Origin of the sequence: Pseudomonas sp. FG1 (assembly GCF_034313875.1) — a bacterium.
GTDB classification, from domain to species: Bacteria; Pseudomonadota; Gammaproteobacteria; order Pseudomonadales; family Pseudomonadaceae; genus Aquipseudomonas; species Aquipseudomonas veronii.
On sequence record NZ_JAVIWP010000001.1, the window covers coordinates 3,345,532 to 3,359,506 of the forward strand.

At 59.1% G+C, this 13,975-nt stretch carries 16 protein-coding genes and 1 pseudogene; 3 read left to right on the forward strand and 14 right to left on the reverse strand.

All coding sequences use genetic code 11. The features are described from left to right. Positions 1-5: 5 nt before the first annotated feature. From RGV59_RS15545 to RGV59_RS15565, 5 genes are all read right to left on the reverse strand, one after another. A complete protein-coding gene (locus RGV59_RS15545) occupies positions 6-1,550 on the reverse strand; it encodes a conjugal transfer protein TraG N-terminal domain-containing protein (RefSeq protein WP_126586971.1) in 1,545 nt (514 codons plus the stop codon). Positions 1,551-1,560: 10 nt separating this feature from the next. After that, positions 1,561-1,869 (reverse strand): hypothetical protein, encoded by a 309-nt coding sequence (locus tag RGV59_RS15550; RefSeq protein WP_020300917.1) that lies wholly within the window; start codon positions 1,867-1,869, stop codon positions 1,561-1,563. Between the two features lie 3 nt (positions 1,870-1,872). Further along, complete coding sequence (locus tag RGV59_RS15555) at positions 1,873-3,255, reverse strand: integrating conjugative element protein (protein ID WP_126586973.1); 1,383 nt, start codon at positions 3,253-3,255, stop codon at positions 1,873-1,875. Then, a complete protein-coding gene (locus RGV59_RS15560; protein ID WP_032903622.1) occupies positions 3,252-4,208 on the reverse strand; it encodes a TIGR03756 family integrating conjugative element protein in 957 nt (318 codons plus the stop codon). The genes RGV59_RS15555 and RGV59_RS15560 overlap by 4 nt, the downstream gene beginning before the upstream one ends. A 105-nt stretch (positions 4,209-4,313) precedes the next feature. Then, positions 4,314-4,568, reverse strand: a complete 255-nt coding sequence (locus RGV59_RS15565; RefSeq protein WP_126586975.1) for a helix-turn-helix domain-containing protein — start codon at positions 4,566-4,568, stop codon at positions 4,314-4,316. A gap of 169 nt (positions 4,569-4,737) precedes the next feature. Here RGV59_RS15565 and RGV59_RS15570 point away from each other — a divergent pair, with 169 nt between their 5' ends. From RGV59_RS15570 to RGV59_RS15580, 3 genes are all read left to right on the forward strand, one after another. Then, a complete protein-coding gene (locus RGV59_RS15570) occupies positions 4,738-4,995 on the forward strand; it encodes a LasR-specific antiactivator QslA (RefSeq protein ID WP_076964374.1) in 258 nt (85 codons plus the stop codon). Positions 4,996-5,360: 365 nt separating this feature from the next. Beyond that, on the forward strand, positions 5,361-5,609 hold the full coding sequence (locus RGV59_RS15575; RefSeq protein ID WP_020300912.1) for a hypothetical protein: 249 nt from the start codon (positions 5,361-5,363) through the stop codon (positions 5,607-5,609). After that, positions 5,606-6,340 carry a zeta toxin family protein gene (locus RGV59_RS15580; RefSeq protein WP_126586977.1) on the forward strand — a complete coding sequence of 245 codons (735 nt, stop codon included), beginning with the start codon at positions 5,606-5,608 and terminating at the stop codon, positions 6,338-6,340. The genes RGV59_RS15575 and RGV59_RS15580 overlap by 4 nt, the downstream gene beginning before the upstream one ends. 37 nt (positions 6,341-6,377) lie before the next feature. Here the strand turns inward: RGV59_RS15580 and RGV59_RS15585 are convergent, their stop codons facing one another. The 9 genes and pseudogenes from RGV59_RS15585 to RGV59_RS15625 all read right to left on the reverse strand — a co-directional run bounded on the left by RGV59_RS15585 (position 6,378) and on the right by RGV59_RS15625 (position 13,848). After that, a complete protein-coding gene (locus RGV59_RS15585; RefSeq protein ID WP_126586979.1) occupies positions 6,378-9,131 on the reverse strand; it encodes a conjugative transfer ATPase in 2,754 nt (917 codons plus the stop codon). Then, the gene (locus tag RGV59_RS15590; protein ID WP_032903625.1) at positions 9,131-9,547 is read right to left on the reverse strand and encodes a TIGR03751 family conjugal transfer lipoprotein; all 417 of its coding nucleotides are present in this window, start codon (positions 9,545-9,547) and stop codon (positions 9,131-9,133) included. The genes RGV59_RS15585 and RGV59_RS15590 overlap by 1 nt, the downstream gene beginning before the upstream one ends. Beyond that, a pseudogene (locus RGV59_RS15595) lies at positions 9,510-11,027 on the reverse strand (TIGR03752 family integrating conjugative element protein). Before RGV59_RS15595 ends, RGV59_RS15590 begins: the two are co-directional and overlap by 38 nt. Beyond that, entirely contained in the window at positions 11,017-11,832 is an 816-nt protein-coding gene (locus RGV59_RS15600) for a TIGR03749 family integrating conjugative element protein (protein ID WP_126586981.1), read from the reverse strand. The pseudogene RGV59_RS15595 and the gene RGV59_RS15600 overlap by 11 nt, the downstream one beginning before the upstream one ends. Then, positions 11,829-12,470 carry a PFL_4703 family integrating conjugative element protein gene (locus tag RGV59_RS15605; protein ID WP_126586983.1) on the reverse strand — a complete coding sequence of 214 codons (642 nt, stop codon included), beginning with the start codon at positions 12,468-12,470 and terminating at the stop codon, positions 11,829-11,831. Before RGV59_RS15605 ends, RGV59_RS15600 begins: the two co-directional genes overlap by 4 nt. Next, positions 12,467-12,880 (reverse strand): TIGR03750 family conjugal transfer protein, encoded by a 414-nt coding sequence (locus tag RGV59_RS15610; RefSeq protein ID WP_126586985.1) that lies wholly within the window; start codon positions 12,878-12,880, stop codon positions 12,467-12,469. The genes RGV59_RS15605 and RGV59_RS15610 overlap by 4 nt, the downstream gene beginning before the upstream one ends. Before the next feature lie 7 nt (positions 12,881-12,887). After that, the gene (locus tag RGV59_RS15615) at positions 12,888-13,259 is read right to left on the reverse strand and encodes a TIGR03745 family integrating conjugative element membrane protein (protein ID WP_020300904.1); all 372 of its coding nucleotides are present in this window, start codon (positions 13,257-13,259) and stop codon (positions 12,888-12,890) included. Between the two features lie 17 nt (positions 13,260-13,276). Further along, on the reverse strand, positions 13,277-13,516 hold the full coding sequence (locus RGV59_RS15620) for a TIGR03758 family integrating conjugative element protein (RefSeq protein WP_020300903.1): 240 nt from the start codon (positions 13,514-13,516) through the stop codon (positions 13,277-13,279). Then, on the reverse strand, positions 13,513-13,848 hold the full coding sequence (locus RGV59_RS15625) for an RAQPRD family integrative conjugative element protein (protein WP_020300902.1): 336 nt from the start codon (positions 13,846-13,848) through the stop codon (positions 13,513-13,515). Before RGV59_RS15625 ends, RGV59_RS15620 begins: the two co-directional genes overlap by 4 nt. Positions 13,849-13,975: the final 127 nt, after the last annotated feature.

Sequence of the window (13,975 nt, forward strand, 5' to 3'; positions counted from 1 at the left end):
GTTCTTCACCCCTTCCTTAAGGCCTTTCCAGCAGACATCAGAGCTCCAGCGCCCCTTGCACCAGCGTCCTGCGCTTGAGCTGCTCCTTTGCTAAGCATGCCGTCGGCAATTGAGCCAACGCTATATCCTGCCCAGCTCATTGCAGCCAAAAACAACATCGGAAGCACGACGAACATTGCCCCCATCACGTACTCGATCACCTGCGCGGTGACCGTCCCATCCATAAGTCCGGATGTGGGCAGCGACAACAGCATCTGATTGGACGCCGAAACCTGGTTGTACAAGGTATCGAGCATGCTGGAGTCGACCCAGCGGGCCAGTTCCCACCAGAAGCTCAGCATATGCAGTGTGAACAGTGCGAACGTCACCGTCATGACGGTCTTCAACTGGTAGGTACTGACCAATAGAATCAGCGGCAAGCTGATGATGATGCCCATGATCAGGAACGCCTGCACCATCGGTAGGGCGGCGCGTAGCGCATTCAGCGCCGGGAAGTTGCTGAAGGAGCCCAGTGCTAACCCGGTATTGGTGGCCAGATTATTGAGCCCCTGATTGATCGAGCCGCCACGAGCGCTGGAACCATAGTCCTGGTACACCTGTCCGGGCGACATGGACATCGATTGCTGGCGCGGACTGACCAGTTCGCGCAGGGTGGCATCCTCGATGTCGTTGCTCGAGCGGCCAGTCAGCCAATTTTTCAGCTGAGTCAGCAGAGAGGGATCAACCTGCTGGATCAACTGCTCGCGCAAGCCAACACCGCTGTCGCTCCACCACTGCTTGCAAGTGGGGTAGCCCGCGGCACTCTCCAGCCGCGGCAAGGAAACATCGCGGCTTTCGTCATACGGCCAACTGATTCGCGGTGTGCGTGAACGATCCGTGTCGTAGTAGCCGGGCGTGTCGAGAAGATAGCTTGAGCCGATCCAGGACGCGTCGTGACTTTGTGCCTTGTCCAGTTGCGGGCGATTGGTAAACAACCGAGAACGGGAATAGCCATAACAGTCGCGGGTGAAGTCGGCGACTTCCTGCAGCAGTACCTGGCTGTTGATACGCGAGCTGTCGATCTCCATGCGCATCTGCCGAATATCCGGTGCGCAGGGAATGGAGGCGGTGGCTGCGGCGGTTACTCCTTTGCTCAAGGCATGCACTAGAAACCACCAGATCGGTACGTTGGCGGAGCGTTCGCCGATGGTATTGAAGGTTGTCCCCCAGGCGGTTTCCGCTGGCTTGGCCACACTTACGCCGCAGCGCTGACTTGCCGCATCATCGAACGTCATTGACGAGAGGCTCAACGGAAAGACCGGCGCGCAGCCGAACAATACGACGATGTAGGCCAGCCACAACCGGTTCTCGATCCGTGGCACCGAGAGCAATCCCTTGTTTCCCTCATCCGCGCCTTGCTGACGGGCTGACAGCCATTCCTGGAGGATGATCGCGCCAAAGGGCGCGGCGAACAGTCCGGTGTCGGACAGGACGCTCCAGAGGCCGTTGTTGATGATCCAGGCCAGCAGGGAGAGGTAAAACTCCAAGTAGCTGTTGGTGCTCATGAGCATGGTGGTGACCTCACAGTCGGGTGAGTTCGACGAAGGTAAAGAGCACGAGCCCTAATGCCCCGATGCGTTTCACGCGCAGTCGATCCTGTGGTCGATGTCGGTAGCGCCGAAGCAGATCCACCCACAGCGCGAAGAGGGCGCCGTAGAGCAGGGCACGCCACCACTGCAGATAGGGCCTTACGGATTCGAATGCCTGCTGCCAGACCTCGAAGCTGCCCAGCGCAGCGTGGCCGATCCATGCGACCAGTGCGGCGGTCAGGATCATCACTGCGGCAATCCCCAGACTCGAAAGTAAAGTGAATAGCGGTGAGCGTTTCATGGCTCACTTGCGCCTGGCGTCAGCGTCATTGAGTCGGCCCGGCTCAGGGTCGCCTTGCTCGACGGTGCGCGAAGCATCAGCACCGCCGGCATGCCGATCGAGCACTAGGCTGGCGGTATTGGTGGCCAGCATCTGCCGGACCTGCAGTTCGGTCTGCAGCAGGCGGATTTCGCGCTCCAGAGCGTCGATGTTTTTCGTCAAGGCGGTTTGGGCCGGCTCGGCGGAGGCGATGTTCGGTTCGTGACTGCCCGCCAACAGGGTGCGCAGTAGCAGCAACGCTTTGTCGAGCACACTGGACAAGGCCGTCTCACTGGCCAGGCGCCGTGCCAACAGATCCTGGTCGGGATCGTCGCGCAGGGCTTCGACCACGCCACGGGTTACCGGCAGCATTGGGCTGGAGGCTTTAGCCAGATTGTCAGGGGTAGGCGGCAGTGAGCCAGACAGCAGCCCTTGCAGGGCCTTGAGGCGTTCGCTGTAGGCCTCCTGGATCAGCGGCGTCAGTCCGCTGCCAGCGGTCGCACGCAGGGTTTCGCAGGTATCGCAGGTCGTGACTTCAGTTTCGCCCAGCACGCGAACGGCCCATTCGGATTCCTCCTGGGGCGAAGCCCAGGTCTGGCAAATGGCCCCACCCAGGCAATCGCTATTACTAATCGAGGCATTGTCATCCATCGACCGGTTATGCAGCAGGTTGTAGCCCGCGCGCACTACGTCGGCGGTCACCCGAATGGGCGTCTGCCCATCACCACCAGCCTTCGAGCCGCCGACCCAGGACACCCCCTTGTTGCCGTTATGGGCCTCGGTGTTTTTCACCGCGGCCACCGCATCACCGCCGGTTTGCTCCAGATTGCCCTGCATCTCCTGGTTCTTGGCCAGCGCGCCCCAGCCGGCTTGACCGACCTTGTCCGCCATCTTCTCGGCCATGGCCTGGCAGGTCAGCTTCGAGCGGTCGAAGTCGATACGCCCCTGCATCACCCCGTTGCTCAACAACTCATAGAGGCCGGGGTTGGCGCGTTGGATGATCAACGCCGGCAGCGACATCACGGCTTGGGTCGCGTTCTGCACGATGCTGCCCATGATCTGCTGGAAACCTTCGGTGACGCCGTTCAGCTGGTTTTGCAGGGTGTTGGTGAGGCTCATGTTTCCGCACATCATGTTCGCTCGCCATGACCAGCCGACACCGAGACCACTGGGTCGGTAGAGCGAGCTCGGTGAGCCGACTGCCGAGCCGCCACCAATGGTGTACATCACTCGGTCGTCGAGTACTTCACCTTGAGTACCCAGACGGTAATCGCCCTCGGCGGCGTAGGCATGTGTGGCAATGGCGAGCAGTCCACAGAGCAACAGACTCATCGTGCCCAACCAGGGCCGCGCGAGAAGCCGACTCATGAAGCACCTCCTTCGAAGTCGATGCTGAACAGGAAGGTCTGTCCCTCACGTTTGCAGCAGCTATAGGGACGCCACAGCGACCAGGCGTAGCCGCCATCCGCGCTCTGTACCGGATCGCTGGGGAAGATGGCGCACGTGGGCTGCACCTGGGGGTAGAGCAATTGCCATTTGTGGGTCGAAGCGTCGTTTTCAACGATCGGGCCAGGCGGCCAGTAGCCGTCGCGTTTGGCGGGCGTGAGTGGTAAGTACACATGCGGCTGCCAGTTGTGGGTAATCACATCGCCGGCGCGTTGCGCCATGACTGCGGCCGCCTTGAAATCGTCGGGCTGTACCAGAAAGCCCTGCCGGGGATAAACGTTGCCCCACATGTTTCCCGAGACCTGACGACCAATTTCACGGATCCCCGGCATGAGCGATTCGGGGTAGAAACTTTCTGGGATGCCATGGCGCCAGGCCAGTGAGTCCAGGGTACTCAGGTAGTAAGGCATTAATGCAGTTGCACCGCTGGCGCAGGCATAGCCGGATTGCGAAGCCAGTTGCGTTGCGACCCAGCCACCGGGGTGGCCGATGCCATCAACGTTCTTGAATCGAGGCAGGTTGTCGCGGCGGGCGTTCGGCGTGATCAGGTTGCCGCCACCTTCTGCACCGCTGATGGGAGCGGAGAGGGTGGTCATCTCGGTCCAGGGGTTATTGCCGGTGGTGGCGTAGCTCGAGACGACCAGTTCAGGAATGAAATGACGAACCTTGGTCGAGGTTTTGACTGTGCAGCCGAAGGGCGTGCAGAGGAGCCAGAAACAAATGCCGACGACCCTGTATTCGAGACAGTTTGGCGAAAGCACGGAGGAGGTGATGCTGACGGTGTCCAGCGCCATGCTTGGGCCGCACGCCAGCAGAATGCTTAGCGCCAAGGGCCGTAGTTTTGTGGGCGGAAGTGACGAGCAGGCAACAGGCATTATCCAGGCTCTCGGTGTATGGCCTGGGCAGGTTCGGTTAGGGACTGAAGACTGTCAGTGGGAATTATGAAGGCGGATCTATCGGATTTGTGAGGCGTGGGTCTATTATTTGACGTGAAGGGAGCTGCGCAGGGTATCGGCGTCTAGAAGTAGTTGATCTGTGGTGATTTCGAAAATATTGGCGAGTTTGCACAGGACCAACAGCGAGGGGTTGCCCGCGCATCGTTCGATTTGGCTGACGTAGGTGCGATCCACCTCGGCCATGAGCGCCAGCTGCTCCTGGGTAAGGTTCTTTACGCGCCGCATCCAGCGGATGTTCTCCGCCAGTTGCAGACGAAGTTGTTCGTAGTCTTGAGTCATGCGCGCAAATTGCGCCTTGAGGGACTCTCAATCCACGGGATATAGTCTACATTGGCATTCAACTAGGCCATTTGGTGTTCATGCCTGGTATCGAGCGTTCATTTGGTGTCGTTACGCTTTTCGAAGCTGCGCCCAGCATCTAACAATAAATCAGAAATTTAGGGTGTGTATGGACCAAAACTACATTTCAATTCCTGCGGCGGATGGTTGCCCAAGTCTTCTGACACCTTGGGGCAGCGAATTTTCGCCGATGATCGAGCGTGGTGTGCAATGTGCCCAGGCTTGGCTTGAGGCAACGACCGATATTCCTTTGTGGTGGGAACTGGCGCAAACGCGCAAGACCTTTCCTGTCGGTGACTGCCAAGATGCCTTCGAAGCCGGTTTTCTGTTGAGAATTCAGCAACGGCTTCGGAGCGTGTCACAGTAACCCTGTTGCTTATGGGCGATTGCATCGTCTTGATCGCCCGTTTGCACTCAAGCTGGCTGCATCGACACAGACCATGCAGTTTAAGAACGATTGCCGCTTCGCTGGCGCGTTTTTTCCACCGGCTGAACAACTCGGTGGGGGATTGTGCTTCCCTTATTTGGGCGCTGCACCAAGGGCGGCACTTGCTTCAAATGCCACCGGTCATGCATCGAACGTGAAAATCTCTTGAAAGGTATGGTTCCAGACGCCATTCCTCTAGAATGAAGGCTGACAGAAGTAGCTTTCGCCCTGTTACAAACAGGTTTACGTAGCTAAGATTCTGATTAAGTGCAGATTCTGCACGCTCTGAGAACGTGGAGCGCGATATGAAAGCCAAACGAGTGTTGAGTGACGATCTGGTGAGCCGACTGGAGGATAAGATCCCGGTCATGGCTGAAGGCGCCATCAATACCGCCTATATCAACGCCCTGGCTGCCGGCCGCAGTGTGATGGAAGTCATGAACGGCATGCTTGTTGAAACGACTGCTGACGGTAAGCACAAAGTCATTCGGGTGGCCAAGCCCAAGCACAAAGTGACTCTGGGTGGCGTCATTAAGGTGCGCCGTTGCTCATGACTGTCCCTCGGTTGAGGGTCTTTGCTGGACCCAACGGTTCCGGCAAGAGCACGATGAAGAGTGCCATCCCTTCCCACCTGATCGGTATCTACATTAACCCGGATGAAATCGAGAAGGCTGCCAAAGACAGCGGTCGTCTGGAGTTCAGTGATTTTCAACTGGAAGTTGAGGGTGATGAGGTCCTCGGTTTCATTAGGGAGCATCGGCTGGTCAGGTCTGCCCGGCTCGATGAGGAGGCGACCAACATAGGCTTTAGCAGCAACGGCCTGAATTTCCAGACGGTCGCGATGAACTCCTATTTTGCCTCCGTGCTCTCTGACTTCATCCGGAACAAGCTCCTCGAAGACCAGCTGTCTTTCACCTTCGAAACGGTGATGTCTAGCGACGACAAAATCGCTTTTATGCTCAAGGCAAGAGAGTCTGGATACCGAACCTACCTGTACTTTGTGGCAACTGAAGACCCTGACATCAATATCAACAGGGTCAGGAACCGTGTCGCGGCAGGTGGGCACCCAGTTCCCACAGAAAAAATTATACAGCGCTACGGCCGTTGCCTGAGCCTGCTGCCTGTGGCTATTGCTGCTTCGGACCGGGCCTACATCTTCGATAACTCCGGTGCCGATCTGGTGCTGCTGGCCGAAGTTACGGATGGGACGGACCTTGAGTTCAAGGTTGATGAGGTCCCTGACTGGTTCATGGATGCCTACGTTGAAAAGGTGTCCAACGGCTAGCTGCCGGATTGGCCAAGCTGGGAGCGCCACACCTCCCTTATATGGGCTCTATTCCTCGTGCGCTATCGATCCGTTCAGCTACCCGGTAAGCCGCTTCCAACTCCGAACAGCCATTCTCCTGCATCAGTGTCCAGCGTTCGGCTTTTTCCTCGGGCTCTGTCATGGCCAAAGCGAGGTAAAGACTGGGTGGCACGGCTCGAAACAGCGTCTCGAGCTTTTTCGACAGCACCACTCCCTCGGTGTATTTCCCCGGCTCTTTGCTGGCGGAGAGCAACAGGGCTTTCTGCGCAGGTGAAAGCTTCTTGAACCGTGCGATTTCTTCGATTTCCGCAGGCGGCATATTCAAACAAATCCACCATTCGATCATGTTGAGCATGGTCTGCGCAGCCGTGGGAAAATCAGCAAGGTTCTGCGTCGCCAGCCAGAACCAAGCGCCGAGCTTGCGCCACATCTTCGTCCCCTTGACCACGAACGGCGCCAGCAACGGGTTCTTGGTGATGATATGACCCTCGTCGGTGACCATGATGATCGGTCGGCCCAGGTACTGGTCGCGCTCGGCGAGGTTGTTCACGGTGTTCATCAAGCTGATGTAGCTGATGGACATCTGTGCCTCGTAGCCTTCGCGCGCGTAAGTGGCAAGGTCGACAATGGTCACATCGCTCTCGGGCCAAGGCGTGCCTTCGCGATCGAACAGTTCACCCTCGAAACCCTGGCAAAATAGGTCGATGGACTCGCCCATTTCCTGGGCACGCTCGCGACGTTTCTCCGGCAAGTGCGGGTCGGCGGCGATGCCCAGCAAGGCGTCGCGTACGTCGCGGGTCAGTACCTGGCGACCCGCCGCGACGCAGGTCTGCGCCGCATCGAGAATGCACTCGCGGATCAAGCTGCGATCGGCTCGACTCAGGCGCGCCTCTTCTTTGGCCTCGCCGCCGGTGATCATCAGGCGGGCAGTGATTTCCAGTTCGCCGAGAACATCGCGCTGGTCTTCGTGACTGGTTACCACCTCATCGTCCAGCTCATCGATCGACAGACTCGCCACCTGATCCGGCTGCTCGACCAGGCGCCAAGCATCGGCGAACGGGGCGAGACAGACCGAGGCGCCAGGTTTCAATTGGACCTTGTTGACCGACAGGCCCTGTGTCGCGAAGTAGTCTCCCTGCAAGCCGAATGAGTTGCCGGCCTCGACGATAAACAGGCGAGGGCGGTACACGGCCATGACCTGCATCAGTAGGGTGACCAAGGTCGCCGACTTGCCGGCACCGGTGGGGCCGAACAACAGCAGATGACCGTTCATGGCCCGATCCAGGCGTGACAATGGGTCGAAGCTCAATGGCGAGCCGCCGCGGTTGAACAGGGTGATGCCCGGGTGGCCGGTGCCGGTGCTGCGGCCCCAGACCGGAACCAGGTTCGCTAGGTGCTGGGCGAACATCAGGCGGGTGTACCAGTTACGCGTGTCGCGGGCCGGGTTGTAAGCCATCGGTAACCAACGCAGGTAGCTGTTGCAGGCGGCGACCTCATCGCCTTCACTTACCGGTTGCAGCCCCGCGCCCAACAGCGCGTTGGCCAGGCTGACCGAGCGCTGGTGCAATTGCTGTTCATCGTGACCGCGTACGTAGAACGCCAGGGTTCCTCGGTACAGCTTGTGCTGGCGGCCGATGATCGCGCGAGCCTCTTCGACATCCTGACGAGTCTGGGTCGAGGCCAGGTTTTCACCGATGGCTTTGCGAGCTAGGCGGTTCAACTGATCCTCGAGTACATCCTGTGGTTTGACCATTAAGGTCAGACTCGTCACCGTACCTTCGGGTAACTGGTCGAACAGCGCATTCACCGCGTCACCCTTGCGGGTTTCGCCGGTGAGTTGACCAATCGATGGTGCCCGCCGCAGTTTGTCCACCACTATCACCCGGTGGGGTTGATCGTCGAAAAACCAGAGTCCGTGCTGCACATCCGAACGCGGTTCGTTGAAGAACAGCCGCTCGGCAAAGTCATGATCGAAGGGCAGATCCAGCGACTCACCGTCACCCGACTCCGGATAGGCCACGCGGCGGTAGAAATTTTCGGGCGCTTCATCAGTGAGCCTGGGGGCCGGATTGAACCAGGGCAATAACCAGGCATACAGACCTCGGCCATCGACTCGCGTTGAGTGCACCCCGCACGCCTGCAACGAAGCACGGATACGTTCGCAAGCCTGTTGCAGGGATTGCACCGGGGTGAGTCCCGTCTCCTCAGCGTCAGATTCAAGCCAGCGATAGACCACCAGACGCACCCGTCGGTTATTGCCGCGCCAGGGCAGGCGCGTCACCACCTGATCCTCAAACAGACCACCGGGCTTGGCGATGGCCTTCAGATGACGGCGGCTGAGCTGCAAATACGCTTCGGTGAAGACCGTACCTCGCGCGCTGTTCTGAATATAATCGGTGAGCTGGGTCAGGTAGGGTGTGAAGTCATTGTCGTCTTGACAGAAAAACTGCGCCACCCAAGGCGCTTGATCCAGCTCGTCAAAGCTATCTTGCAGGGCGTCTTCGAGGGCGTCGCGGACCGCCATCAGCCAATCGGGTTCGCGCCCTTCGGTGCCGATGGGCAGCAACTCGAACACCGCACCCACCGAGCGATTGTCATCCAGTAGAAAACACTGCTCAGTGTCGAGGTATTCGACCCAAGGCAGGTAATCGGTGAAGCTGGGGTTGTGCGCATAGAGTGCGGCCTCATCGGCCAAGGTCGCGCGAGGGCGCAATGGATTGCGCCAGCCTTTCCACGTGGGAGTGCGATTGCCCGAATCGCCGCTACGCACTACAGGTCTTCCTGACGTTCACCAGGTAATGCGTACTGCACACGTTGGTAGAACGGAAAGACGGTCGAGTAACCTGGGATCGGTGCCTGCTCGGTACCACTCAGATGCGGATACACGTATAGCACCAGATCGGGATTGGGCAAGCGAGGGAACAGGTTGCGGATCTCGTTCGCCGCTGTGCGAGTGTACGGTTCCTGGAGAGAAAAGGAGAAATCTGCTTGAGCCAACGGGCGGCGTAACTGCTGCCGAGCATCCAGCAGTTGCTGCTGAGTGCCTTGCGAACCGGCGCCGTTCCAGATGTCCAGCATGGTTTGCTCTCCATGGGGCAGAAGCGTCTCCTTGTCGGTGGAGCACCCCGCCAGGACCCAGCAGAACACGCTAATCCAGGTCAGGCAGGGAGGCATGGTCTTTTTCATGGCGAACGCTCCGGCCCTTGGGCTCGTAGTCGATGGTGATCTCATGGTCGAGGTGCAGCGCGACTTGTGCTGCCGGTGGCACGTACACGGCAGCAAAGGCTTCGCCATACAGCTTGTTGACCCACTCGCGGATGTCGCTGACCCCGCCGCTGAGAATTGAATTCAGTGCACTGTTACCAGTGCTATTGGTGACCCCGAGCGTACTGCCGCCCGAACTGATCACGCTGCTGTTGTTCTGCTCATGCCCAAGTAGGGCGGCGACACCGGCACCGGCTGCGGTGACCAGGCTCTGGCTGCCGAGGTATTGCTGGGCGTTCGACCGGCGCTCGCCAGCGATGCAAGGAATGCCATACGGATCGGACAGGTAGCCGAGTCCACCGCGGATCTTGTCGGTGTTCGAACTCTGGGTGGCGGAGGCATTGCGGCTGGCTATTGCCTGTGGCTGAGGCACCGTGCGGATGGTGCCGTCTATGAATACAAAGGTGATCGACTCGACTTGCCCGCGCACTCAAGACAGGGTCCAGTCACCGGACGCCGTGCCACTCATCACGGCCCCCGCGACGTCTGGCAGGTCGATACCGTTAGCAGTCAGGTTCACGGGACCGACCAGCACCTTGAAGGGATAGGGGTCGTTGACCGTTCCGTCCACCGGGACTCTGCCGATCAGCGCGGTCATGGCGACCGATCCCATCAGCGTGGCGTTTTCAGGAATGGTGTAGACCGGCTTCGCGCCTTCGGTACGGTCAACGGATCGCGTCAGGTCACGCTCACGCTTGGTGACCGCAGGCAATTGTTTCTGGCTGCGGTCAATTGCATTGTCTTTCAGACGTTGCAGCGAATTGAAGGCGGTAGGCAGACTCAGCGTGGAGGGGGTCTTGGCTTTTTCTCGGGCGTCGGTGGGTAGAGTATCCGAGGGCTCAATCCACTGCATCGTGTCACCGGCAGTATGGGGCCCCTCGAACTGAGCGCCATCGCCCGGCTGAAGCCCCAGTCCGATCGGCAGATCCTGACCCTTGCCGGTCAGTCCGGACAACTGATCCTGCAACTTTGTCAGCAACCCATGGGCCTGACGACTGTCTTGTTCAGCTTTGAGCCGGGCCTCGTTGGCTTGTTGACGGCCTTCGTCGACCTGTTGGGTCACGCTGCCGAGCGCGGTCTGAATGCGCGAATCGACACTATTTTCCCATTCTCGCAGGCGGTTGTTCTCGGTTTGTAGCAAATCATTTTGTTTCTTCAGGCCGAGCATATCGCTGCGCATCGCCTTCACTTGGCCGACCAGAGTGGCGACCGTGTCGCGGGGGGTATCACCCGCAATGCCTAGAGACTTGGCCTGTTCGGAAGACAGAGCAATATTTTGCTGGTCGCCTGATATTTTCGGCATGCTGCCAGTGCTATCCGCGACCCAGGTTTTCAGGATGATCAGTACCACGGCCAGTAGCGCACCCGGCACCAGCCATTTGAGCAGTGCGTTAGCGTTCATGGCCGCCACCTTGCGTAACAGATGGGATCAATAGGACCGCTTGTTCGAGGCCTGCGCCGCGGGTGACAAGGTAGGCAATCGTAGTGTCTTCAGCACTGCCGACAGGTCCGAGGAAGGCATGCTGGAAGGTGGTGGCAAACAGTTTGGCCTGAAACCGACGAGGATCCAGTTGCACCGTGTTTGTACCACGATTGCGCAACTTCACCGCCGTCACCCAGTAATCACCGAGTCGCCAAGCGGCGATAGGTGTGCTGGACACGTTTTCGGTCGGCAGCAGGGTTGGCAGTTCGGTGCGCAGCTTGAGCGGGACGCGGCGCACGCCGGGTAGGGGTTCTACTGTGCGCAGCGGCGCGTATAGGGTCTGTGCGGCATAGCGCGTCAAGGCGACCGGGGTCGGCGTGCGTTCTGGAGTGGGGACGGTGCTATATTCAGACTCGGTAGCCTGCGCCGGAGCATTCTTGAGAATGTGCACGGGCTCCAGCGGTTGATCGCCGGGAGTGGCCGCGATATCTAGAAGGATGATCTCGCCCGTCGTGACTGATTGCAGTTGCAGTCGGGTCGGTGCAATCGCTTCCGACGCGCGCAGGTACAGCGTGCCGCCAGTTGATTGCACGCGCAGCTTGCCCGTTAGGGTTGAGGGCACGCCGACTCGAACATCCTCATCGATAAAGACCGCTCGCTCCTGATTGATCACCAGAGGGACCGCGAGGGGTAGACGTTCCCAGTGCATCAGCTCGACGGCCTGCGCTGCAGCTCCCCATAGCATCAGTGCGACGGTGAGTCCCAGGGTAGAAATCCGCTTCATGGCTCACCTCCAGGCAGGGAGATTTTTTGCGGAGTGCCCTGATAACAATCCAGCGCCAGCCCCCACTTATTGCGTTCGGGGTCCAGATCAAAACGCACCACGCGTAATGGATAACGCACCACCACCCGTTTCACCGGTTCGGCGGCGTAATACTCATCCGCGTTAAGGTCGAGCTTGACCAGCCAGCTGTTGCGATCGAGTTGCTTGACCCTGAGTTCCGGATCTTCGCTATAGCCTCGGCCCAGAATTTCGTAGACGCCACGCACCCGCTGGCGCAGTTCGCCGGCGGCCTTGCGGTACTCATAGTCGCCGTCGAGGAAGGCCTTGCAGGCGGGTGTTAGGTAGGACTGCAAGCCATAGATAGCGCGGCGATAATCCTGCTCGCCATCCGAGGGCCAGCGGTTGAGCTGACCAAAGATGTAGAGGGCAAAGGCATAGATATTCTCTGGGGGGACATCCCACCACTTGCGAGTGCTGCCCGAGCGCAGATCCGGGGGGACATGCACCGTCAGATCGGTCGGTGCCGAGCGCCAGCCATACCAAAGTCCGGCACAGACCAGGGCCAGAATCACTACCGCCAGACGCAGGCTGAAGATGTGGGCGTGTTGGGCATCCACCTTGTTCCGAAAACGATTCATGGTTGCCACCGGGACAGGGCAGGGCGCAGTCGACGCGAACGGCGAATCGTCCAGGCGCCGGAGTGGAGAATCAAACTTCCGCGCCCCAGGCGCCAACGGCTGGCGAGTATCCATTCGAGCTTGCGGTACAACCAGGTCTCGGGGCGAGCCCGTTTGGCCCGACGCAAAAGCGTACCACCGGCAAATAACACCAGCGCCATGCTTGCGATCATGCTGGTCGGCGCAACGGCAATAGACGAGGTGACGATCCCTAGAGGAACGCCCAGCAGCAGGCCAATGGCGGCGCCAGTGCCGAGAGCTACCCACATCTCATCATTGGTCAAACCGCGCAGTACGGCAGGATCGCGGTTGAGTCGCTCCGGCAGAAAGACCAAGGTGCCGTCGGCAAGGCGTTCGATAGTGTCGTTCATGTCGACCTCACAGAATCGCGGCGGCCTTGGTCAGGAACCAGATGATGATCACCACCAACAGGGCGCCGATGCCGACCACCGCGCCGAGGTCCTTCCAGGTCTTGCGCTGGTTCTGCACGTCGGCATAGACAGTTAGGGAATGCCAAGCCACCCCGAGAAAAGCGAGCAGGGCGATCAACAAACCGAGCAGGATGCCGCCGTCATAGGCGTAGTTTTTGATCGTCTCGATCAACCCGGAACCTTCACCACGCGAAGGAGCCTCCATGGTGGGAAGCTCGGCAAAAGCCAGGCTTGGGCCGAGCACCAACAGCAGGCCGATCAAGCGCTGGCTGGCACGATCACGCAGGTTGTTTTTTAGAGGGGTAAAGCACTTGAGCATGGCAGTGATCTCCTGGATTAGGACAGCGTGAAGAACATCAGGACTAGTAGGGCGAGCAAAACACGTGCGGCGCTGCCGCCAAACGCGCCGAAGCGCACACTGCCGGTGGCCCAGCCCCGGTAAGCCGTCCACATCACCCAGGTGCACCAGAGCAAAGCCAGGACGAGAACCAGGGACAACCAGAGTGTCGAACTGCTCTGTGCCGAGAAACCGGAGGCGTTTTGGAACGCTGCGGTCTGAGCGTCGGTCATGCTCATGGCGACGGTTCCACGGACGGGATGTCGAGGCGGTAATCGCCGACCAGCTCACCAGCGTCGTGAGGTTGAGCACGGGAGGGCGACAGATAGTTCTGCATTCCTTGGCGAATGCGTTGGATGTCCTGAGACAGGCGGGGATAGTCGAAGCGATAGCGTTCGTTTGGTTCGGAGGTCCTGGCTACCTTAGCTTGCGCCGCAAGGCGCTCAATAGTGTCGACCTGCTGCTGAACTAGGCTGAGCTGCTCGCGCTCATGAGCAGATGCGGCATAGCCGCCGCTATGGAACGTCATCAATATGAGCAGTAGGCAGATTCGGAAAAATGTAGTCGGCATGTGGATAGCCCATTTGGAGATGGGGCCAGCATTCAACTAACGTCCAGGACTCAGCAGTAAGAAACACGAAACACGCTGCGTCATTTTATTTCGATACAGTCTCTGATCGTGGAGCGAGTTCGAACAC